This window comes from Paraburkholderia sp. UYCP14C (genome assembly GCF_004197395.1).
GTDB lineage: Bacteria > Pseudomonadota > Gammaproteobacteria > Burkholderiales > Burkholderiaceae > Paraburkholderia.
In genome coordinates this window covers 109211-131948 of sequence record NZ_SELS01000014.1, presented here as the reverse complement: position 1 = coordinate 131948, position 22738 = coordinate 109211, and the positions used below count along the sequence as shown (strand labels likewise).

Below are 22738 nucleotides of genomic sequence, written 5' to 3'. Positions count from 1 at the left end.
GCGCACAAGGCCCTGCCGGTCTGCGCGGCTCAATGATTCTTTGTTTGGGTGGCTGCTTCAGGCGCTGGCGAGTTCGTTCGCCGACGGGTTCGACGCATCGCCAGGCTGGGCGTCCTGACACTTGACGACCCCGGCCTCGGTCAACTGCCTGAGATCCTCCGGCGTGTATCCGAGCCCCCTAAGAACCGCCTGGGTGTCCTGACCCAGCGCAGGCGGCGCCGCGCGCAGGTGCAGGCGCTCACCGCCGAGCGTCAAAGGCAGCAGCGCGGTCCTCGTCGCGATGGCCTGCCCCGCCCCGCTTGCGTCAGGCGGCAAAGTCACCTCGGCGAGTCCGCCGGTAGCGAGCAGGTGCGGATCATCGAACAGATCCTGCGGCTTCGTGATCGGCGCATAAGGCAACCCGCAGCGCTCGAATACCGTGCTGATCTCGGCGGCGCTGAAGGCTTCCAGATGTTTTCGAAGCCGCGGCAGCAACCATTCACGGGCCTGCACGCGCTGATTGTTGGAGGCGATGCGCTCGTCCGCCTTCAGCTCCGCAAGCCCGAAAGCGTCGCAGAACAGCGCCCATTGGGTATCCGAGACGACCGCCAGAAAAATCTGCTCGCCGTCCCTGACCGAGAACACGTCATAGACAGCCCATGCCGAAATGCGGCTCGGCATCGGCGCCGCGGCCTTGCCGGTCACGGCGTACTGCATCATGTGCTGGGCCACGAGGAACACATTGTTCTCGAACAGCGCGCTCTGCACCTCTTGACCACGGCCCGTGCGTTCGCGTTGAGCCAGCGCCGCCATCGCGCCGATCGCACCGAACATTCCGCCCATGATGTCGTTGACACTCGTCCCGGCGCGTAACGGCCGGCCGTCAGGTCCCGTCATGTAAGCGAGGCCGCCCATCATCTGCACGACCTCGTCGAGCGCGGTGCGATGATCGTACGGGCCGGGCAGAAAGCCCTTATGCGACACGTAGACGAGACGCGGATTGAACCTCTGTAGCGCGGCATAACCGAGGCCGAGCTTGTCCATCGTGCCGCTCTTGAAGTTTTCGCTGAAGACGTCCGCTCCGGCTAGAAGCTTGTGAACGATCTCGACGCCACGCGGATCTTTGACGTCGACGGCAATGCTCTTCTTGTTGCGGTTGAAGGTGCCGAAGAAGCCCGCACCGGAGCCACGCAGAGCGCGTGTACTGTCGCCGCAAATCGGCTCGACCTTGATCACCTCCGCGCCCAGGTCCGCCAACACCATGCCGCAGGTCGGCCCCATCACCATGTGCGTCATCTCGACGACGCGTATGCCGCTATACGGCAAATTCTGCTTCGCTTGTGCGTCGCTCATTGCGCTACTCCAATCAGGCAGCCTTCCGGTTGCGGCGCGCTGGGCGCACGGCCGTCCGCATACTTGAATCCCTTGGGGAGACCCGCATCCTGCACGTGTCCGTATAACGCTTCGGCAGGCAGCGCCTCGGCGAGAATGGCACGCGCTGCGATGAGCCTGTCGATGTCGACGCCCGTGTCATAGCCCATCGCTTCGAGCAGGAAGGCCAGGTCTTCGGTCACGATGTTGCCGGTTGCGCCCGGCGCATACGGGCAGCCGCCCAGACCGGCCTGACTCGAATCGATCGTCGTCACACCGACGTCCAGCGCTGCGACGACGTTGGCCAGTCCCTGTCCGCGCGTGTTATGGAAGTGCGCGCCGCCAGCCTTCTCGCCGAATTCCGCTCGCAGACGGCGGAACAGCCGGCGAACCTGTGCCGGATTCGCGTAGCCGCTCGTATCCGACAGGCCGATTTCGTCGACGCCGCACGCGGCCATTGCCTCGCACATGCGCATCGTCTGGTCATCGCTCACGGCGCCCGCGATCGTGCAGCCGAAGGCAACCGAAACGCCGGCTTCGATCTCGACGCCAGGAAACCGTTCGTTGCGAAGCGCGACGATATTGCGGACTTCTTCGATCATCTGCTCATTGGTTTTCCGGATATTGGCGAGCGAATGTGCGTTGGTCACCGAAACGGGAAGCGTGACCTTATGCACGCCCGCTTCGAACGCGCTCTGGCTGCCACGAAGATTCGGCGCGAGAACCGCGACGCGCAGATCCGGGATCGACAGGGCATGCGCAACGACTGCGCGGATGTCGGCCATTTGAGGCAGCAGCTTCGCCGGCACGAACGAACCCACTTCGATTTCCCTGAGCCCCGCGGCGGCGAGTGCGGAGATCCAGCGCAGCTTGGCTGCGGTGGGCATGACGCTTTTGATGCTCTGCAGACCGTCGCGCGGCCCCACTTCGCTGATCAGCACCTGCGGACTTGAAGTACTCACATTCGACTCCTTAGTTCTATCTGATAGAACTACGTTCTATTAGAAAGAACTATAGGTCGCGACTGCACCGCCGGTAAGAGGGGTAAACCCAGGAATTTAGAACTTGAGTTCTGCCAGATAGAACAGTACAGTGGCGCCTATGATCACGAGGAGAAAGACACCGTGGCTACCGACGCCCTTTCCACGCCCGACCCATCTGCCGACGCCGGTGAAAATTCCAGCGGTGTGGCCGTGCTGGACCGGGCGTTCGCCATACTCAACGCGTTCGGCCCCAGCGACGACCAGTTGACGCTCACTGAACTCTCACGCCGCACGGGCTTGTACAAAAGCACTGCCCTGCGCTTGCTGGGCGCGCTGGAGCATGGAGGCTTCATCCGCAAAATGAGCGACGGCCAGTATGGGGTTGGCCACCAGCCATTACGTCTGGCCGCTCTCTATCAGCGATCCTTCCAGGTCGGTCCCGTCATCGAGCCGTTGCTCCAGCAGTTGAGCCGCGATCTGGGGGAGACCGCATCGTTCTACGTGCGGCAAGGCGATCAGCGGCTCGTGCTCTACCGCGTCGAGCCAACCAGAAGCGTGAGGGTGTCGATCCGCGTCGGCGAAGAGTTCGCGATCGAAAAAGGCGCATCGGGCAAAGTGCTACTGGCTTTCACAGAGGCGCATGATTCGCGCTGGAGCGAAGTGCGCCAGGCCCTCTGGGCGGCGTCCTATGGTGAGCGCGATCCCGAGACCGCCTCGGCCTCGGTGCCCGTGTTCGACTCGACCGGCGAGTTAGTGGGCGCCCTCACGCTATCGGGACCCAGGGAAAGATTTGGCACGGGTCCGACTATCGATGCGGCCGTTGCGGCCTTGCTCGATAGCGCAAAGCGCGCAACCGTGGCGCTCGGCGGCAAAGGTGACCGGTACGATGCCAGCATCGCGGAATTGACCAACAGAAGCAGAAGTGGAGACACTCACCGTAAGCGCTCATGAACCGGTGGAAAAGCGAACCAAAAACAGGAACAGAGGAGCAGATGACGAAGCGAGTGATTGTGACCGGCGGCAGCGGCATGGCCGGAAAGTGGGTCGTCCAGGACCTGGTCGAGCATGGCTACGAGGTGATGAATCTTGATCGCGTGCCCATGGCAGCGCGCACCGCGCGCACGTTGATTACGGACATCACCGATGCGGGCCAGGTATTCAATGCGCTGGCCTCGAGCACGGCGGCGGGTGAATTCGTCGACGACCTCGAACCCAAGCCGATCGACGCGATCGTGCATTTTGCGGCGATCCCCCGCATCATGATCACGCCCGACAACGAGGTCTACCGGATCAACGTGATGGGCACGTACAACATCCTCGACGCGGCGTCGAAGCTAGGCATCCGCAAGGTGATCGTGGCATCGAGCGAAACCACCTACGGCGTGGTGTTCGCGCACCGGGATCGCGATCCGGAGTACTTCCCGCTCGACGAGGAATACCCGGTGAACCCGATGGACAGCTACGCGACGTCGAAGGTGATCAACGAAGTGACGGCGAAGGCGTTCCACGCGCGCACCGGCTCCGACATTTACTGCTTTCGCATCGGTAACGTGCTCCAACCCGACGACTACGCGAAGTTTCCGGCGTGGCTCAAGGATCCGGCACTGCGCAAGAGGATTGCGTGGAGCTATATCGACGGCCGCGATCTCGCGAGCGCGTGCCGGCTCGCCATCGAAAAGGACGGCCTCGGCTTTCAGGTCATGAACGTCGCGGCCGACGACGTGTCGTCCAACGTACCCACCGCTGAACTGCTGCGACGCTACTACCCGAGCGTGCCGCTCAGGAAGCAATTCGGCGAGTTCGAGACGCTGCTCAGCAACGAAAAGCTCAAGCGCCTTCTCGGGTGGAAACAGCAACACTACTGGCGTGAAGAAGCGAAAAAGTTCGTCGGGTAGGACCTCTTTCACGCGAGACAATGCAAATGAAGGGAGTAGCGAGGCCGGTCACCCCGGCCACTCCCGATCGGTCCCGCGAAAGCGCCCGCATCAATCCTCGCCCGGCGCCCGCGCCGGCCCCGCCGCCGGCATCCTGCGATAGATAGTGTTGCGCGACACCCCAAGCGCACGCGCCGCCGCCGACACGTTGCCGCCATAGCGCGCCAATGTCATCGCAACCACCGACGCGGCGACGTCCTGCAACCGCGCGCCGTCAGGCACCGACGCATCGCCGGCAGCCGGCGCATCCATCGCCGCAACCGCTGAAGAGCCCGAAGCGGCCGACGCAGCAGAGTCACCCTGCCTGCCGTCGCCACTGCCACAACCCGCGCGCCCCACATCATCCAGAAAATCATCCGGCAGATGCTCCCACCGGATCACCCCATCCTCCTCCACCATCGCCGCCGCGGTCCGCAGCAGATTCGCCAGTTGCCGGCAGTTGCCGGGCCATGCATGTCGTCCGAACACGGCCATCACATCCGTCGCAACGCTGAGCGTCTGCCGCCCCCCGCTTTCAACCGATTCCCACTGCAACATCTTCTCAACCACGACCGCCAGATCGCTTCGCTCACGCAACGCCGGCAACCGAACCGCAAGCCCGTTGATCCGATAGTAAAGATCCTCACGAAACTGATTCTGCGCAATCATCTCGCGCAGGTTGCGGTGGGTCGCGCAGATGATCGATACGTCGACCGGAACCGCCCGCGTCGCGCCAAGCGGCGTCACCACCCGCTCCTGCAAAACGCGCAGCAGCCGCACCTGCATCGAATACGGCATATCGCCGATCTCATCGAGAAACAGCGTGCCGCCATTCGCCTGCACCAGCTTGCCGATCGACCCTTTCCGGCGCGCGCCGGTAAACGCACCCTCTTCATACCCGAACAACTCGGATTCGATCAGCGACTCAGGAATCGAAGCACAGTTGACCGCAATGAAAGACCCGTCACGTCGCGGCGAATCGTTATGAATCGCCTGCGCGAGCAACTCCTTGCCGGTACCGGTCTCGCCGGTGATCAGAAGCGGAATGTCCTTGCCAAGCACCTTGCGAACCTTGGCGATCAGCGCGGACACGCGCGCATCGCCGGTATCGAGATCGCTGAGCCGCGACAGTCCCGCAGCCTGCTGACGCGGATTCGCACACACCGGTCGCGGTGCGGCGCCACCCTGCACATCCACGGCCCCACGCGCGAGCCCGAACGACGCCCGCTTGAACTGCGCACGCGCGCAAACCACCGCACCGTTGTGCAGATTCAGCATCAGATGCGGCGCGACGCCATGCGTCAACCGATCGATCAGTTGCGCATACGAGATCTGAAACAGCGACGACAGCGTATGCGCACGCAACGCCGCGAGCGACAAGCCCAACTGAAACTGCGCACTCCGATTCGCGGACAGAAAACGGCCATCGTCGGTGAACGCAATGATCCCTTCCATAAGCGTGCCGAGGAACTCCGGCCGTCCGTGAAAGGACACTTGCAGCACGTCGCGAAACGCGGTCGAGAACAGATGGTTTTCGATCATCTGCACCGACATCTTCGCGAGCGCCATCGTGTGCTGGTGATAGCTGCGGTGGTCGCCCGTCACGTCGAGCACGCCGATCAGATCGCCGTACGGATCGAGAATCGGCACACTCGAACAGGTCAGGAAGCGGTTCGCCGCCAGATAGTGCTGATCGCCATGCACGACCATCGCGCAGCCCTCGGCCAGCGAGGTGCCGATCGCGTTGGTGCCCTGGCGATCCTCGGCCCAGTTCGCGCCGGGCCGCAGCGCCACTTTTTCCGCACGATGCAGAAAGTCGTCGTCACCGATCGAATGGAGGATCAGACCTTCGGCGTTGGTCAACACGATCATGCTTTGCGTATTGACGATCTGCTCGCGCAGCGTCTCCATGACCGGCATCGCGTGTGCGCACAGCACCTGGTTCTGCTCGCGCTTCAGCGCCAGGCCCGTGTCGGACAGGATGTCGTAATCCGGCCGGATCGACGCGCGCAGGCCGAACGTTTCGGAGCGTTCGTGGGATTTCTGGATCGCCGGTGCTGGCCAACCTTTGGAGCGGTTAGCCACCGCCACGCTGACCGGTTGAACGTCGTCGCGCATTGTCTCCTCCTGAATGCGCCAAGGTCGTGCCGGGCGCTTTGATGCGTGTCAACAGAATACTACCTTTGCCACTCCGCCCGCCCCCTGCGGCACCCCCGCGCAGACCCGCATCCTTGATCTGCGTCAGCGGCGGGTGAATCTGCGGCGTTTCTGAACACCCGCTGCCCGCGCAACTGTTCCAGAACGGAACACTTCCGCCTATCCGGCCCACCGCATCTCCTGAAATTTCGCACCTCGATGCATTGGTACGGTTCGTGCCTCATGTGGTCCCGTGCAGTCACCCGATCACCATCACAAAACGGAGACAAGTGATGAATCCATTTGACCTGAAAGCCCTCGGCATCGACATCGAATATCCGTATCGCCAGCGTTACGAAAACTATATCGGCGGCAAGTGGGTCGCGCCGGTCGGCGGCGACTATTTCGACAACGTGTCGCCGATCAACGGGCAGCCGTTTTGTCGCGTGCCCCGTTCGGGCGCCGCGGACATCGATCTCGCCATCGACGCCGCGCACGCGGCGCGCCGCAAATGGGCGAAGACGTCGGTGACGGAGCGCGCGAACCTGCTGCTCGCGGTCGCCGAGCGGATGGAAAAGAACCTGAAGCTGCTCGCGGTCGCCGAGACGATCGACAACGGCAAGCCGCTGCGCGAAACGATGGCTGCGGACCTGCCGCTCGCCGTCGATCATTTCCGCTATTTCGCCGGCTGCGTCCGCGCGCAGGAAGGCGGCATCTCGGAGATCGACGACAACACGGTCGCCTATCACTTTCACGAGCCGGCTGGCGTGGTGGGTCAGATCATCCCGTGGAATTTTCCGCTGCTGATGGCCGCATGGAAGCTCGCCCCCGCGCTCGCGGCCGGCTGCTGCGTCGTGATGAAGCCCGCCGAGCAGACGCCGGCTTCGGTACTGGTGCTGATCGAGCTGATCGGTGACCTGTTCCCTGCCGGAGTCGTCAATATCGTCAACGGCTTCGGCAAGGAAGCGGGCGAAGCGCTCGCCACCAGCAAGCGCATCGCGAAGATCGCGTTCACGGGTTCGACGCCGGTCGGCAAGCGCATCCTGCACGCAGCCGCGGACAACCTGATCCCGTCGACGGTCGAACTCGGCGGCAAGAGCCCGAACATCTTCTTCGCCGACGTGCTCGATCGCGACGACGCGTTCCTCGACAAGGCGCTCGAAGGTCTCGCGATGTTCGCGCTGAATCAGGGCGAAGTGTGCACGTGCCCGTCGCGCGTGCTGGTCCAGGAGTCCATCTACGAGCGCTTTATCGAGAAGGCGATTGCCCGTGTGCAACGCATCAAGGCCGGCCATCCGCTGAACCTCGAAACGATGATCGGCGCGCAGGCGTCGCAGCAGCAGCTCGACAAGATCCTGTCGTACATCGACATCGGCCGGGACGAAGGGGCGCAGTGCCTCGTCGGCGGCGAGCGCGCCACGCCCGGGGCCGGTCTCGGCGAGGGCTTCTACGTGAAGCCGACGATGCTGTTCGGCAACAACGATATGCGCGTGTTCCAGGAGGAAATCTTCGGGCCGGTCGCCTCGGTGATGACGTTCAAGGACGAACAGCAGGCGATCGAACTCGCGAACGACACGTACTATGGCCTGGGGGCCGGCGTGTGGACGCGTGACGGCACCCGCGCCTACAAGATGGGACGCGAGATCGAGGCAGGACGCGTGTGGACCAACTGCTACCACCTGTATCCGGCGCACGCGGCATTCGGAGGCTACAAGCAGTCGGGGATCGGGCGCGAAACGCACAAGATGGCGTTGTCGAACTATCAGCAGACGAAGTGTCTGCTGGTCAGCTATCAGGCGGAGGCGCTCGGGTTCTTCTAAGCGAAGGGCGCGTCGTCCACCGGCGACGCGCGCCGACCAACGTGGTCGCGCGCACATGGCCGCCGCAATCTCGCGGCGGCGCTCCTTCGAGCGCGAGTCAGCTTTGCGTGGACTCGCATGCCACCACCCTGTTTCGCCCGCTCGCCTTCGCGGCGTACAGTCGCTGGTCCGCGACCGCAATCAGCCGCTCGAGGTCGCGGCAGTCGTCCGCGATCCTCTCCGCCGCGCCGATCGAAATCGTGAAGCGGATTTCACGGCCCGGCGCCGAACGCAGCAACGTCGCCTCCTGAAGAACGCAGGCATTGCCGGCGACGGCCTCGCGCACGCGCTCGGCAATCCGGGCGGCGTCGTCCGCGTTCGTATCGGGCAACAGCACACAGAACTCCTCGCCGCCTAGCCGTGCCATCAGATCCCCCGGGCGCACGGTGAGCTTGACCACATCGGCCAGGTGCTTCAGCGTCTCGTCTCCGGCCGCGTGCCCCCAGGTGTCGTTGACCCGCTTGAAATGGTCGATATCGATCATCAGCAGCGCGATGCGGCGCTCGACGTCGCGCCGCGCCAGTGCGCCGAATTCCTCGTTCAAACGACGGCGGTTCGCGAGACCGGTCAGCGGGTCCGCGAGCGACAATTCCCGCAAGCGCTGGTTGAGTGCCATCTGCGTAGAGAGAAGGCGGTCGACGACGAACAGCGTGGACCACAGCAGGAATGCCATGAGTAGCCACACCCCGGCAAACAGCGCGCTGCTCAAATGGACGACTGCGCGGAATACGGACGCAGCGGGAACATGATCGACCAATAAGAGATCGGCCGTCTCCAGCTTGCGGAATAAGAGAAAGTCCTGCCCGGCACTCAGCATCCCCGTGCCTGTTTGAAACAGCGTCGAAGCGGAGAGCGTATGCCACCGCGGCGGCAGAGTCTCGAGCCAATTGTCATGCTCCGCGGCTAAGGCGATCCCGCTCGTTGCAATCGGTGTCCAGCTTCGGTCGATCACCGCATGAGTTTCGTCCGGTGTGGTGTCGGTCCGCAGGTAATCCTGAACGATGCGTTGCGGGATGACGAAGAACAGAAGGCCGCGAACCACGCCGTTGCTCATCACCGGGGTTCCGAACAGCAGACGAGGTTCTGCCGGATTCTTGCGCCCGCGAATCGGATCGAAAGTGACCTCGTAGGCGAGCGGGTGCTGGTTGGCGAGCTGCAACAGGCGCGAACTGCCGAACGTTTGCAGGATTCGGACGACTTCGTCGTCGTCAATGGCCGGGTAGGCGACCACGACACCGGTCGGCGACGCAAATACCGCGCGTTCGAGACCCGTGCCCATCGGGAATTGCACGGCAAGCAGCCGGCTCATCAATTGGGCGAGCCGCAGGTCCTCGAGAAACCTGGGCTCGTCGCGGTGCAAACCGGGAATCACCGCAAGCTGCTGTGTGCCGACACCCCGGATGGGGGCGTCGGTAACGCCGACCTGAAGATTCCAGACTCGCTCGTCCTGCGCCTGCAGTACTGCCTGGACCGAGGCATCCGCAGTTCGATCGGGCTGCGCCGCGCGGTCCGCGAGGAACCGCTCGCCACTCTCGCGAAGAAACTGCAAGTGCTGCCTGTTATTGCGGACCGCGACATCCAGAACTCTCGCCTGAATGTCGAGTCGATGCGAGCGGTTATCGAGTTCCCGGGCACGCACGAGAAAATATTGGTGGACGGCAAGAATCAAGGTGACAACGAATACCACGGCGAAACACAGGATCACGGTACGCCGTGGACGTGAACTGGCGCGGTGCCAAACCTCTTTGGCAGTCGTTTTTGCACGCGTTTCTGCAGCGGACCGCACGCGCATACCTGTTCTCCGGTGATCCAGCTCCAGGTCCGAAAATCCACCGTACAAGCGCCTCAGAGCGAGGCACGCGTCGACCATCGCCGCGCCCACCACGCGCTAACCGTTCCCAGCCACCTCGACATAACTATCTACCGCACTGCCGACCGTCGGATGAAAGCATGCATCGCCAAGCAGATCGCTCAGCTCGAAGCGCCTGAGCTTGTCGCGAACCGGATCCTTCATCTCCGCAAAGTGCAGCGCAATCCCGCGCTCATCGAGCGTGCGCGTCAGTTCCCGCAGCATGTCGGCGGAGGTGACGTCAACGCTCGTCACCGGTTCGGCCGCCACGACCACGCGCCGTACCGGCGCCGGCGATTCCGCGACGGCTTCGAGCAGGCGCTCCTGAAACAGCTCGGCGTTCGCGAAGAACAGCGGTGCATCCCAGCGAAACAGCACGAGTCCGGGGATGCGCTCGGCATGCGGATAGCGCTGCAGGTCGTGATAGCCGCGCAAACCCTCAACGCGACCGAGCACCGCATAGTGCGGTCGCCAGCCGTCCCACAGAAATTCGATGACCGCGATCACTACCGCGACGCAGATGCCGGGAATCGCGCCGAACACCGCGACGCCGGCAAAGCAGGCCATCGACAGCCAGAACTCCCATTGCTGGATGCGGAAGATCCGCTTCAGGTCCGTGATCTCGAACAGACCGATCGCCGCCGCGATGACGACCGCGGCGAGCGCGCTGTTGGGCAGGTAGCGCATCAGGTTGGGCGCGGCCATCAGCAGCACCGCGACCGCCAGCGCGCCGACGACGCCCGTCAGTTGCGTCTTCGCGCCCGCCGCCTCGGCGACCGGCGTGCGCGACGAACTGCTGCTGATCGGGAAGCCGTGGAACAGGCCGGCCGCAAGGTTGGCCGCGCCGAGCCCGACCATCTCCTGATTGGGGTCGACGCGACTGCGAAAACGTGCCGCGAAAGTCCGCGACAGCACGCTGGTATCCGCGAACGAGATCAGCGCGACCGCGCAGCCGCCGAGCAGTATCTTGACCAGATCGGCGTCGGTGACCCACGGCAGCGCAAAAGTCGGCAAGCCTTGAGGAATCTTGCCGAGCACTTTCACGCCGACGCTATCGAGGTGCAGTGCGGTCACGCACAACGTCGCGACGATCACAGCGATCAGGATGCCCGGCAGCTTTTCGAAGCGCTTCAGAAACAGGATCAGCACAAGGCTCCCTGCGCCCACCGCGAAGCTGTACCAGTTGGACTTGCCGTCGGCGATGGCCTGCACGAGACTCACGATGTCCCGCAACGGTCCGCCCTCGTCGATCGAGATCGCAAACAGTTTGGGCAACTGACTGATCAGCACGGCGAGCGCAATGCCGTTCATGTAGCCGTACCGAATGGGCTTCGACAGCAGCTCGGTGATGAAGCCAAGCCGCAGCAAGCCCATCACGATACAGAACAGGCCGGACACGATCGCCATCATGCTCGCTGCAGCAATTGCGCGCGACGGGTCGCCCGCCGCGATTTGCACGACCACCGCCAGTATCGGAGCGGCGAGCGCGGAGTCGGGGCCGAGCACGAGAATCCGGCTCGGGCCGAACAGCGCATACGCCAGCAGCGGGACGATCGTCGCGTAGAGACCGTACACGCCAGGGACGCCGGATGCCTCCGCGTAAGCGATCCCGACCGGCACCAGCATCGTGGTCAAGACCAGTCCCGCCGTCAGATCGCTCGGCAGCCAGCTCAGCCGGTACGTCCTGAGCACCGTCAGTCCGGGCAGCCAGCGCATCCAGTGGCGTGCGCTGATCGCAGCAGTCTGTTCTTTGTGAGGAACGGGCCTGTCCGCTTCCATGGTTGGAATGTCCGCAGTCGGGGACGCCGCGCCACGGATTGTGGGCGGTACTGTCATTCGTAGGATAGTCCAGACCTTCCGTCGGTGACAGGGATCGGGCCGCCCGGCTGGGCGTCATCGACGCCGCCAATCGCGCACGCCGGAATTGTTGATCCTGCTCGCGTCGCGCAGCGGCGAGCTGATCTCGCGCGCGGCGCCGGAAAAACAAACGGCCGCAGCGCGGGGCTGCGGCCATCAGGTAGCGGTGACGGAGGCTTGCGCGTTTCAGCGCGTCGCCGAAAACGCCGAACTCACGTCACGTTCATCGCCAACGCACTCTCGCGATAGTGCTGGCTCGCCTTGTCGGCATCGCCTAGCTGCTCGTGCAGACGTGCGAGCGCGCGATGCGAGCGGATCTTCAGCGTCTCGTTGTCGGCGAGCTTCAGCGCGCGCTCGAGGAACGACTGCGCCTTGCCCCACAACTGCTGATGCAGGCACAGGCGCCCCAACGCGAACATCAGGTCCGCGTCTTCCGGCCGCTCCTTTTGCCACGCCTCGGCCTTCTGGATCAGCGGCAGCGCATCGCCGCCGGCGGTATCCGGATAGCGGCGCAACAGGCGCGCATCCCAGTTCTGCGCAAGCGCTTCCTCGACGATCTTGCGCGCCTCCTGCGGACGGTTCAACGCGACCAGCAGTTCGGCGGCGGTATCGGCGAGGCGCGGCGAATGACGCTCGGTGGTCGACAGCGAACTCCACAATTCGAGCAGCGCGTCCGCGTTGTGGCGACGATCGCGCAGCAGATTCTCCGCCGCCTGCTGACGCAGCCGCACCGCGACCGCCGGATGGATCGCCTCGCGCTTCTCCAGCGTCTTCACGAGCTTGAGCACTTCGCCCCAGTTCTTCAGCTGCTGTTGCGCACGCAGCATGATCTGCTGCGCGTGGATGCGCCGCGCGCCCTGCGATTGCATCTCGGTCAGCGCGTTGAGCGCGCCGTCGGCGTCGCGGCCGTCGGCGCGCATGTCGGCGGTGGCCATCAGGCGCGCGTCCTGCCAGTCGGCCTCGTCGATCTGCGCGAGCCATTCGTCGCGCCGCGCGTACTCATGCATGCGATGCGCGGCGGTCGCCGCGATCAAACCGGCCGCGCCCTTGTTGTCGCCGTTCGTGAGCGCATCCTTGGCGGCCTTTTCCGCGCGCGAGAAACGCCCCGCGTACAGGTTGCCGATCGCGTCGCGCAACGCCGCGTGCGCCTTCGCGACACGCGAACGTGCGCGGTATGCGGCGACGCGCTGCGGCATGCGCCAGATATTGCGGATGATGCGCAACAGCGCGTAGAGCAGGATGAACAGCACCACCAGCCCGACGACGAACAGATTCAGCGACATGTCGACGCGGTAAGGCGGATAGATCAGCAGCACCTGCCCCGCGTCGAAGCGCCCGCCCACCGCGAGCACGACCGCGACGGCGAACAGCGCCGCGAGCCATAGAAGTCCCCGGATCGCCATGATTAACCCCGGTTCCGGTATTGATTGACGGCCTGCAGGCTCGTGTCGAGGTTCGGCAGCTCGACCGCGGCCGAACCGGCGTCCACCTGCTTGACCAGATCGATGACCGTCTGCGTATCTTTCGACGACGCGTCGAAGTAGCGCGTCAACGCGGACTGCGCCGCCTGCAAATCGGACTTCAGCGTGGTCTGGTTACGCGACAGCAGCGCGAGGCGCGCCGACAGCAGACGCAGCTTCAGGTTCTCGCGCACGAAGTAGCCTTGATCCGGCGTGACCAGCATCGCGTCGGCGTTATCGATGCGACGCACCTGCACGAGGCTCGTCAGCTGCTCGCCGATGCCGTGCGTGACCTCGTCGATCCACACTTCCCAGCGCGGCTTGCCGGTGGCCGCGGCCACCTTCGCGGTGTCGGCCCACGTGGCCGCATGCGGCGTCGCATGCGGGATCGGCGCTTCGCCCGACAGCGGCAGAGCGTCGACGTGATCGATCGCGTTGTCGAGCTTGATGGCGAGGCCGGTGAGATCGGTGGACGGCGCGGCCTTCAGCTTGTCGATGTCTTGCGCGATCGCCTTGCGCACCGCGACCGCCTGCGGGCTGTCCGACGCGGCGAGGCGCGTATCGGCGCTTTGCAGCGCGAACAGCGCGAGCTGCGTATTGCCGGTCAGCTGCAACTGCTGGCTCGCGGCCGACAGCATCTGCCCGACTTCGGCGAAGGTCCAGTCGTCGCGATTGCGCGCGAGATCCGCGTACTGCTGCTGCAGCGCCTGTTGCCCGGCCTGCGCATCGGCGAGCTTGCCTTCGAGCTGCGCGACCTGCGAGTCCGATTGATGCACGGTGGCGAGCGCCTGGTCGATCTTGATGCGCAACTCGTTCGCCTGCGTGTCGTTGGCCTGCTGACGCTGCGCGAGTTCCTGCTCGGTGCGCACCAGCTTGCGGTTCATCGCGAAGCCGCCCACGCCCGCCGCGCACGCGATGACCACGATGACAAACCACAGCAGCGGTCCGCTCGTGCTGCGGCGCTTTTGCGCTTCGAACGGCGTGAAGGGTTGGTTCGGCGGCAAGGCGGCGCTTGCCGGCGGCTGGGGTGAGGCGTTCGTGGATGCGTTCGTTTCAGTCATGCGTGGTTGAGCCGGGTTGGACGATACCGGTTGGACGACGGGAGGCACGGCGGCCGCGGCAACGAGGGCTCGGACTATGCGCTCGTCGCCCGCGCCGGACACCGTAATCCTATCAAAACCCAATGCCCGCGCGGTCTGCGCGATGCGGGGGTGCGGCGTGACGAGCGGCGCGTGTTTGAGCTGCTCGATCTCGCCGGCGGTCAGATGTTCGTTCGCGAGTTCGTGCAGATTGCGTACGCCCTCGGAGCTGGTCACGAGCCATGCGTGCGGCATGCCCGCGAGCAGTTCGTGCACGCGCGCCCATGCGCCGATCGACGGCTCCGGCACGATGCGCCGGTACGCGGCCACCGCGTCGACTTCGGCGCCGGCTTCGCGCAGACGCTCGCTCAACCATTCGCGGCCGCCGTCGCCGCGCACGATCAGCACGCGCTTGCCTTCGAGGCCCGCGTCGCCCAGCTGCGCCTCGATCGCGGCATACAGGCTCTCGGAGTCGAAGCTCGTCGATTCGTCGTCGGCGCCCGCCGCGGGGCTGATCACGCGATGCTCGGGCGCGCTGACGCCGTGGCGCGCGAGCGCATGCACGCTGCCCGGGCCGACCACGCCGATCGGCAGCGCGTGCGGCCAGATATCGTGGCGCCGCGAGAACGCGTGATCGACCGCGTTCGGCGACACGAACACGACCAGCGCGTAGCGTTCGAGCGACGCGAGCGCGTCGCACAACGGCGCGTCGTCGATGACGGGCGCAATGTCGATCAGCGGGAAGTCGAGCGGCGCGAGTCCGGCTGCTTCGAGCCGTTCGACGAGTTCGCTCGACTGACCGGCCGGCCGCGTGATCACGACCGTGAACGGTGCCCTCTGCGGCGTGACGGCGGCCATCACTCGCTGGCCGCCGTGCCGGGCGCGGCCGCGGGACCGCTCGCCGTACTGAGCGCGCGGACGATGTCGAGCGCGCCCTGCTGCGCGAGCGAGTCCGCCACTTCCCGGCCGAGCGCGAGTGCGCGTTCGGTCGTGGGCGCCGGCGCCGACGCCTGCGCGCTCAACACCCGCTGACCGTCCGGCGTCGCGACGATGCCGCGCAAATGCAGCGCGCCGTCGCCCCAGGTTGCGTAGGCGGCGAGCGGCACCTCGCAGCTGCCGCCGAGCGCGCGCGACACCATGCGCTCCGCTTCGACGGCCGCGGCCGTGTGCTGATGATGCAGCGGCGCGAGCCATCCGGCGAGGTCCGCGCGATCGGCGCGAATCTCGATGCCGAGCGCGCCCTGGCCCGCCGCGGGCAGACTGTCGTCAGGATCGAGCAACGCGCGGATCCGCTCGGCGAGACCGAGACGCTTCAGACCGGCCGCGGCCAGAATGATCGCCGCGTAGTCGCCGCGATCGAGCTTGGCGAGCCGCGTATCGAGATTGCCGCGCAACGCCCGCACGTCGAGATGCGGATAGCGCATGCGCAGCATCGCCTCGCGCCGCAGGCTCGAAGTGCCGACCACGGCACCGGCCGGCAACGCGGCGAGCGAGTCGTACTGATTGGACACGAGCGCGTCGCGCGGATCCTCGCGCTCCATGATCGTGGACAGCGCGAAACCGGCGGGCAACTCCATCGGCACGTCTTTCAGCGAATGCACCGCGAGGTCGGCGCGGCCATCGGCGAGCGCGGCTTCGAGCTCTTTGACGAAGAGCCCCTTACCACCAACCTTCGACAGCGTGCGATCGAGAATCTGATCACCACGTGTCGTCATTCCGAGGATTTTTACGTCACAAGATGGATATAATTTGTGCAGCGCACATCGCACATGCTCGGCTTGCCACATGGCAAGGCGGCTCTCTCGCGACGCAATCACAAGCGTGTGGGGTGGCGTGGAAGACGTCTCGGTGTTCATTAGCTTGCTGCTTGATCTCGGGATGGAATAACAATCAATGTTAGCACGCGCCCTCGTTCGCGCCCTTGGGTTCCAGGGCATTGCGGAGCGCCGTGCGCAAGCGGTATCGACGGAGGAGACGGGCTTCGCGCAGCGCGCGGCGGCCCCCATTGCGCCTCGTCACGCACGGTCGTTCGCGCACCGCGCGGCGGCATGCGGGATGATGCAATGCGGCGAACATGCTGCGGCACTGCCTGCCGCGTGTTCGGTCCCAGCGCGGGCTGGCAGCCCGTGGCTCCTATCTCCCCCGTCGGCATCGCGCGATCGGCAGCGCTTGCGTCGTTCCTCATAGGTGGCGCGGCGCGCGCTGGTCGCTCCGTGGTGGCTCGAACAAGCGCCGTTGCAGTCGCCGTTTCGAGTCCCCGTTGCAGTCCCACTAGCAGTCCGTCCGTCTTGTAGTCCGTTCCGCAGTCCCTGTTGCACGCAGTTCACGTTGCACTCGCTGGTTGCAGTTCCGCAGTCGCAGTTCATCAATCAACAGACTCTGGCTTCCCTGAGGTAACTCATCGTGACGTCTTCCGGATCGGCGCGCCCCGCCCGCCGCAACACTGCCTCGCCCACCGCTCGCCCGGCCGACGCCGCGGCGCCTGACGCCCTGTCCGACGCTGCCGCGCACGGCATAGCGTCGAGCGTCGCTCAACCTGACGACACGCGCGCCGACCCGCGCGCGAAGCGCCGCGCCCTCGCCGCTCGCGCCACCAAAGCCCCGAAGGCCGCGCAAACCTCGGTGCCCGTCAAGCAGGACAAGGCGCAAAAGGCGACCAGGGCCGGCAAGGCCAGCAAGGCTGAACAGGCCGCGACCTCGGCCACCGCGCGCAAGCCGGCCAAGGTCAAGGTCAAGTCCGCAGGCGACGCAACGCCGTCGCGCGCCCCGAAAACGCCGAAGCTGCAAGCCGTGTCGCCGGCTGAGTCCGCCGCCGCGCCGACCGCGAAGAGCGCCGGCCGCACGCGCGAGGACAAGGACCACCCGCTGTTCCAGGACATCCGCTATCTCGGCCGCCTGCTCGGCGACGTGCTGCGCGAGCAGGAAGGCGACGCGGTGTTCGACGTCGTCGAGACGATCCGGCAGACCGCAGTGCGTTTCCGTCGCGAAGACGACAGCGCCGCCGCGCAGACGCTCGACAAGAAGCTGCGCACGCTGACGCCCGAGCAGACCGTCAGCGTGGTGCGCGCGTTCAGCTACTTTTCGCATCTCGCGAACATCGCCGAGGACCGTCACCGCAACCGCCGTCACCGGATTCACGCGCTGGCGGGCTCGGCCTCGCAGCCGGGCACGATCGCCCATGCGCTCGAGCGGCTCACCGCGGCCGGTGCCGCCGCGACGCCGGTGCTGCAGAAGTTTTTCGACGACGCGCTGATCATGCCGGTGCTGACCGCGCACCCGACCGAAGTGCAGCGCAAGAGCATTCTCGACGCGCAGCACGACATCGCGCATCTGCTCGCCGAGCGCGACCAGCCGCTGACGAACCGCGAGCGCGCGCACAACGAAGCGATGCTGCGCGCGCGCGTCACGTCGCTGTGGCAAACGCGGATGCTGCGCGACGCGCGTCTGACGGTCGCCGACGAAATCGAGAACGCGCTGTCGTACTACCGCAGCACTTTCCTCGAAGAACTGCCGGCGCTGTACGCCGACATCGAGGAGGCGCTGAAGGAGCATGGCCTCGAAGCACGCCTGCCGCCGTTCTTCCAGATGGGCAGCTGGATCGGCGGCGATCGCGACGGCAATCCGAACGTCACCGCCGAAACGCTCGAAAACGCGATCACCCGTCAGGCCGCGGTGATTTTCGAGCACTACCTGGTGCAGGTGCACAAGCTCGGCGAGGAGCTCTCGATGTCCAACCTGCTCGTCGGCGCGAGCGATGCGCTGAAGAAGCTCGCGGATACCTCGCCCGATCACTCGCCGCACCGCACCGACGAGCCGTACCGTCGCGCGCTGATCGGCATCTACACGCGGCTCGCGGCGAGCGCGCGCGTGCGTCTCGGCGAAGGCGCCGTGCCGCTGCGCAGCGCCGGCCGCGGCGTCGCGCCGATCCGCGCGATTCCCTATGACGACGCCGCCGACTTCGTGCGCGACCTGCACGTGCTGATGGATTCGCTCGCCGAACATCACGGCGCGCCGCTCACCGCGCCGCGTCTCGCGCCGCTCGCGCGCGCGGGCGAAGTGTTCGGCTTTCATCTCGCGAGCATCGATCTGCGGCAAAGCTCCGACATCCACGAAGCGGTGATCGCCGAGTTGCTGAAGCGCGCGGGCGTCGAGGACGATTACGCGGCGTTGTCTGAAGCGGACAAGCTCAACGTGCTGCTCGCCGAGCTCGCGCAGCCGCGCACGCTGCGGGTGCCCTACGCCGATTACTCGGAGCTCGTGAAGAGCGAGCTGGCGGTGCTCGAGCAAGCGCGCATCACGCGCGAAAAATTCGGCGCGCGCGCGGTGCGCAACTACATCATTTCGCACACGGAGACCGTCAGCGATCTGGTCGAGGTGATGCTGCTGCAGAAGGAAACCGGCCTGCTGCGCGGACGTCTCGGCGACGAGCACGACCCCGCGCGCGCGGGCCTGATGGTGATCCCGCTGTTCGAGACGATCCCCGACCTGCGCAACGCACCGCACATCATGCGCGATCTGATCGCGCTGCCGGGCATCAGCACGCTGATCGAACATCAGGGCAACGAGCAGGAAGTGATGCTCGGCTACTCGGACAGCAACAAGGACGGCGGCTTCCTGACGTCGAACTGGGAGCTGTATCGCGCGGAGCTGGCGCTCGTCGCGCTGTTCAACGAACGCGGCGTGACGCTGCGCCTGTTCCATGGCCGCGGCGGCACCGTCGGTCGCGGCGGCGGCCCGACCTACCAGGCCATCCTGTCGCAGCCGCCGGGCACCGTCGACGGTCAGATCCGTTTGACCGAGCAGGGCGAAGTGATCGCGAGCAAGTTCGCGAATCCGGAGATCGGCCGGCGCAATCTGGAAACCGTCGTGGCCGCGACGCTCGAAGCGTCGCTGCTGCCGCACGATCACACGCTGGCCGAGCTGCCCGCGTACGAGGCAACGATGCAGCAGCTGTCCGATGCGGCGATGGCCACGTATCGCGCGCTGGTCTACGAAACGCCGGGCTTCAAGGAGTACTTCTTCGAGTCGACGCCGATCGCGGAGATCGCCGAGCTGAACATCGGCAGCCGCCCCGCGTCGCGCAAGCTGCAGGATCCGAAGCAACGCAAGATCGAGGATCTGCGCGCGATTCCGTGGGGCTTCTCGTGGGGCCAATGCCGGCTGCTGCTGACGGGCTGGTACGGCTTCGGCAGCGCGGTCGCCGAGCATCTGGACAGCGCGCCGTCCGACGCCGAGCGCGCGCGCCGTCTCGCGCTGCTGAAGAAGATGCACAAGAGCTGGCCGTTCTTTACCAACCTGATGTCGAACATGGACATGGTCATCGCGAAGACCGACCTCGCGGTCGCGTCGCGTTATGCCGCGCTCGTGACCGACAAGAAGCTGCGCAAGCACGTGTTCGAGCGCATCGTCGCGGAATGGGAACGCACGTCGAAGGTGTTGTCGGAGATCACCGGCAAGAGCGAGCGGCTCGCCGAGAATCCGCTGCTCGCGCGTTCGATCAAGAACCGCTTCCCGTATCTCGATCCGCTCAATCACCTGCAGGTCGAACTGCTCAAACGCTATCGCGCGGGCGACACGAATGCACGTGTGCGGCGCGGCATTCATTTGAGCATCAACGGGATCGCGGCCGGGTTGCGCAATACCGGTTGAGGTCGACGCTGAAGCAAGCAAAAGCCGGGTGTGGCCGAGGCAGGCCACACCCGGCTTTTTTCATTGCGCGCCGATCATCGACGACAACGCATTGCGCGAATCCAGCCGCTACAATAGAGGCCGCCATGTACCAGTACAAGTTGAACGATTATTCTGGTATCTCTATTTCCCCCTCCACGCGCAGCCGATAGCATGATCACGCCGTCCTCCGCCGATCACCCGCCGCCGCTCGACGCCACGCCGGCCCGCGCGCTCGGCGACTTCATCCGCGCCCATCGCGAGCGGCTGTCGCCGCAGGCGGTCGGTCTGCCGCCGGGGCCGCGCCGCCGCACGCCCGGTCTGCGGCGCGAGGAAGTCGCGCAGCTGTGCGGCGTGAGCCCGACCTGGTACACGTGGATCGAGCAGGGCCGGCCAGTGTCCGCTTCCGCCGACGCGCTCGCGCGCATCGCGGTTGCGTTACAGCTGTCGCGCGCCGAGCGCGCGTATCTGTTCGAGCTGGCCGCGCAACGCGATCCGGCCGAGCCCGATCCCGCCGCCGCCGATGCGCCCGCCACACTGTTGCAGACCGTGCAGCTCGTCGACACGCCGGCCTACGTGCTCGACAGGCAATGGAACGCGCTCGCGTGGAACGAGCGCGCGGCCGATCTGTTCGTCGGCTGGCTCGACGGCACGCACGACCGCAACCTGCTGCGCTACACGTTTACCGAGCCGGCCGCGCGCGCGTTGATCGTCGATTGGGAAACGCGCGCGCGGCGGCTCGCCGCCGAATTCCGCGCCGACTCGATCCGCCATCTGAACGATGCGCCGACGCGTGGGCTGATCGATTCGCTGTCAGCCGCGAGCGACGAGTTCGCGCGCTACTGGGCCTCGCAGGACGTCGGCGGGCGCGAGGGCGGCAGGCGCGAGTTCAACCATCCGCGCGACGGGCGCATCGTCTATGACCAGATCACGTTCAAGCCCGCGCATCGCGAAGATCTGAAGCTGGTGGTGCTGGTGCGCGAATAGGCGCGTAATGGGTGGGTAATGGGTGCCAGCGGGTGCGAGTGGGTACGAGACCAGCCGCGGGGTCTTGACCGGCCACGCCCGGTGTTAAAATCGCAGTCTTTCTTCGCTGCGGCGACGCTTTTGCACGGCACGTGCACTCGTGTTGCCAGCCTCTTCACCGCTCGTTCTTACCGCCCAACACCATGACGTCCCAACTGCACAAAAAAGGCGAAGCCTGGTCGGCTCGCTTCTCGGAGCCGATGTCGGAGCTCGTCAAACGCTACACGTCGTCGGTCTTCTTCGACAAGCGTCTGGCGTTCGTCGACATCGAAGGGTCGCTCGCGCACGCATCGATGCTCGCCGCGCAGAAGATCATTTCCGCCGACGACCTCGCCGCGATCCAGCGCGGCATGACGCAGATCAAGGGTGAAATCGAGCGCGGCGAATTCGAATGGCAGCTCGATCTCGAAGACGTGCACCTGAACATCGAAGCGCGCCTGACCGCGCTGATCGGCGACGCGGGCAAGCGCCTGCACACCGGCCGCTCGCGCAACGACCAGGTCGCGACCGACATCCGCCTGTGGCTGCGCGGCGAGATCGACCGCATCGGCGAACTGCTCACCGAGTTGCGCGTCGCGCTGCTCGAAATCGCCGAGAAGAACGCATCGACCATCATGCCGGGCTTCACGCACCTGCAGGTCGCGCAGCCGGTCACGTTCGGCCACCATCTGCTCGCGTACGTCGAGATGTTCTCGCGCGACGCCGAGCGCATGATCGACTGCCGCAAGCGCGTGAATCGTCTGCCGCTCGGCGCGGCCGCGCTCGCCGGCACCAGCTATCCGATCGACCGTCACGCGGTGGCGAAGTCGCTCGGCTTCGACGGCATCTGCGCAAACTCGCTGGATGCGGTTTCCGACCGCGACTTCGCGATCGAATTCACGGCGGCGTCCGCGCTGGTGATGACGCACGTGTCGCGCTTCTCCGAAGAACTGGTGCTGTGGATGAGCCCGCGCGTCGGCTTCATCGATCTGGCCGACCGTTTCTGCACCGGCTCGTCGATCATGCCGCAGAAGAAGAACCCGGACGTGCCCGAGCTCGCGCGCGGCAAGACCGGCCGCGTGAACGGCCATCTGATGGCGTTGCTCACGCTGATGAAGGGCCAGCCGCTCGCGTACAACAAGGACAATCAGGAAGACAAGGAGCCGCTGTTCGACACCGTCGATACGGTGGCCGACACGCTGCGCATCTTCGCCGAAATGGTCGCCGGCATCACGGTCAAGCCGCAGGCGATGCGCGACGCCGCGCTGCAAGGCTTCTCGACCGCGACCGACCTCGCCGACTATCTCGTCAAGCGCGGCCTGCCGTTCCGCGACGCGCACGAAGCCGTCGCGCTCGCGGTGCGTGTGTGCGCCGATCGCGGCTGCGATCTCGCGGACCTGACGCTCGATGAAATGCGCAGCGAGCTGCCGAACGTCGCGCATCTGATCGGTGACGACGTGTTCTCGTATCTGACGCTCGAGGGCTCGGTGGCGAGCCGCAATCATCCGGGCGGCACCGCGCCCGAGCAGGTGCTGGCCGCGGTGAAGGCGGCGCGTGCGGCGTTGAAGTGAGCAACACCC

Annotated in this window: 14 protein-coding genes; 6 read left to right on the top strand and 8 right to left on the bottom strand. The window is 65.5% G+C overall.

Annotated elements, in window-relative coordinates:
• Nucleotides 1-57 precede the first annotated feature (57 nt).
• Both EVC45_RS15490 and EVC45_RS15485 read right to left on the bottom strand, forming a co-directional pair.
• On the bottom strand, nt 58-1332 hold the full coding sequence (locus EVC45_RS15490) for a CaiB/BaiF CoA-transferase family protein (RefSeq protein ID WP_129958853.1): 1275 nt from the start codon (nt 1330-1332) through the stop codon (nt 58-60).
• A complete protein-coding gene (locus tag EVC45_RS15485; protein ID WP_129958852.1) occupies nt 1329-2312 on the bottom strand; it encodes a hydroxymethylglutaryl-CoA lyase in 984 nt (327 codons plus the stop codon). Before EVC45_RS15485 ends, EVC45_RS15490 begins: the two co-directional genes overlap by 4 nt.
• 162 nt (nt 2313-2474) lie before the next feature.
• Here EVC45_RS15485 and EVC45_RS15480 point away from each other — a divergent pair, with 162 nt between their 5' ends.
• Both EVC45_RS15480 and EVC45_RS15475 read left to right on the top strand, forming a co-directional pair.
• On the top strand, nt 2475-3284 hold the full coding sequence (locus EVC45_RS15480) for an IclR family transcriptional regulator (protein WP_129958851.1): 810 nt from the start codon (nt 2475-2477) through the stop codon (nt 3282-3284).
• 41 nt (nt 3285-3325) lie between these two features.
• The gene (locus EVC45_RS15475) at nt 3326-4228 is read left to right on the top strand and encodes an NAD(P)-dependent oxidoreductase (RefSeq protein WP_129958850.1); all 903 of its coding nucleotides are present in this window, start codon (nt 3326-3328) and stop codon (nt 4226-4228) included.
• A gap of 90 nt (nt 4229-4318) precedes the next feature.
• Here the strand turns inward: EVC45_RS15475 and EVC45_RS15470 are convergent, their stop codons facing one another.
• On the bottom strand, nt 4319-6364 hold the full coding sequence (locus EVC45_RS15470; protein WP_129958849.1) for a sigma-54-dependent Fis family transcriptional regulator: 2046 nt from the start codon (nt 6362-6364) through the stop codon (nt 4319-4321).
• Nucleotides 6365-6675: 311 nt separating this feature from the next.
• On the opposite strand from EVC45_RS15470, the gene EVC45_RS15465 reads away from it, so the two are divergent.
• Nucleotides 6676-8202, top strand: a complete 1527-nt coding sequence (locus tag EVC45_RS15465) for an aldehyde dehydrogenase family protein (protein ID WP_129958848.1) — start codon at nt 6676-6678, stop codon at nt 8200-8202.
• A 97-nt stretch (nt 8203-8299) separates the two neighbouring features.
• Here the strand turns inward: EVC45_RS15465 and EVC45_RS15460 are convergent, their stop codons facing one another.
• The 5 genes from EVC45_RS15460 to hemC all read right to left on the bottom strand — a co-directional run bounded on the left by EVC45_RS15460 (nt 8300) and on the right by hemC (nt 16342).
• Entirely contained in the window at nt 8300-10033 is a 1734-nt protein-coding gene (locus EVC45_RS15460; RefSeq protein WP_168991487.1) for a diguanylate cyclase, read from the bottom strand.
• Nucleotides 10034-10129: 96 nt separating this feature from the next.
• A complete protein-coding gene (locus EVC45_RS15455; protein WP_129958846.1) occupies nt 10130-11869 on the bottom strand; it encodes a SulP family inorganic anion transporter in 1740 nt (579 codons plus the stop codon).
• A gap of 290 nt (nt 11870-12159) precedes the next feature.
• Nucleotides 12160-13350 (bottom strand): heme biosynthesis protein HemY, encoded by a 1191-nt coding sequence (locus EVC45_RS15450; protein WP_129958845.1) that lies wholly within the window; start codon nt 13348-13350, stop codon nt 12160-12162.
• Nucleotides 13351-13352: 2 nt separating this feature from the next.
• Entirely contained in the window at nt 13353-15344 is a 1992-nt protein-coding gene (hemDX, locus tag EVC45_RS15445; RefSeq protein ID WP_129958844.1) for a fused uroporphyrinogen-III synthase HemD/membrane protein HemX, read from the bottom strand.
• Entirely contained in the window at nt 15344-16342 is a 999-nt protein-coding gene (gene hemC / locus EVC45_RS15440; RefSeq protein WP_129958843.1) for a hydroxymethylbilane synthase, read from the bottom strand. The genes hemDX and hemC overlap by 1 nt, the downstream gene beginning before the upstream one ends.
• A gap of 547 nt (nt 16343-16889) precedes the next feature.
• Here hemC and ppc point away from each other — a divergent pair.
• The 3 genes from ppc to argH all read left to right on the top strand — a co-directional run bounded on the left by ppc (nt 16890) and on the right by argH (nt 22729).
• Nucleotides 16890-20135, top strand: a complete 3246-nt coding sequence (gene ppc, locus EVC45_RS15435; RefSeq protein WP_129958842.1) for a phosphoenolpyruvate carboxylase — start codon at nt 16890-16892, stop codon at nt 20133-20135.
• Nucleotides 20136-20327: 192 nt separating this feature from the next.
• Nucleotides 20328-21140 (top strand): helix-turn-helix transcriptional regulator, encoded by an 813-nt coding sequence (locus tag EVC45_RS15430; RefSeq protein ID WP_129958841.1) that lies wholly within the window; start codon nt 20328-20330, stop codon nt 21138-21140.
• A 182-nt stretch (nt 21141-21322) separates the two neighbouring features.
• Nucleotides 21323-22729 carry an argininosuccinate lyase gene (argH, locus tag EVC45_RS15425; RefSeq protein ID WP_129958840.1) on the top strand — a complete coding sequence of 469 codons (1407 nt, stop codon included), beginning with the start codon at nt 21323-21325 and terminating at the stop codon, nt 22727-22729.
• Nucleotides 22730-22738 lie beyond the last annotated feature (9 nt).

Bases quoted from the DNA above. Each gene is read 5' to 3' on its own strand.
- EVC45_RS15490 (WP_129958853.1), bottom strand. From the start codon at position 1,332: ATGAGCGACGCACAAGCGAAGCAGAATTTGCCGTATAGCGGCATACGC.
- EVC45_RS15475 (WP_129958850.1), top strand. From the start codon at position 3,326: ATGACGAAGCGAGTGATTGTGACCGGCGGCAGCGGCATGGCCGGAAAG.
- EVC45_RS15470 (WP_129958849.1), bottom strand. From the start codon at position 6,364: ATGCGCGACGACGTTCAACCGGTCAGCGTGGCGGTGGCTAACCGCTCC.
- EVC45_RS15465 (WP_129958848.1), top strand. From the start codon at position 6,676: ATGAATCCATTTGACCTGAAAGCCCTCGGCATCGACATCGAATATCCG.
- EVC45_RS15460 (WP_168991487.1), bottom strand. From the start codon at position 10,033: ATGCGCGTGCGGTCCGCTGCAGAAACGCGTGCAAAAACGACTGCCAAA.
- EVC45_RS15455 (WP_129958846.1), bottom strand. From the start codon at position 11,869: ATGGAAGCGGACAGGCCCGTTCCTCACAAAGAACAGACTGCTGCGATC.
- EVC45_RS15450 (WP_129958845.1), bottom strand. From the start codon at position 13,350: ATGGCGATCCGGGGACTTCTATGGCTCGCGGCGCTGTTCGCCGTCGCG.
- hemDX (WP_129958844.1), bottom strand. From the start codon at position 15,344: ATGGCCGCCGTCACGCCGCAGAGGGCACCGTTCACGGTCGTGATCACG.
- hemC (WP_129958843.1), bottom strand. From the start codon at position 16,342: ATGAACACCGAGACGTCTTCCACGCCACCCCACACGCTTGTGATTGCG.
- EVC45_RS15430 (WP_129958841.1), top strand. From the start codon at position 20,328: ATGATCACGCCGTCCTCCGCCGATCACCCGCCGCCGCTCGACGCCACG.
- argH (WP_129958840.1), top strand. From the start codon at position 21,323: ATGACGTCCCAACTGCACAAAAAAGGCGAAGCCTGGTCGGCTCGCTTC.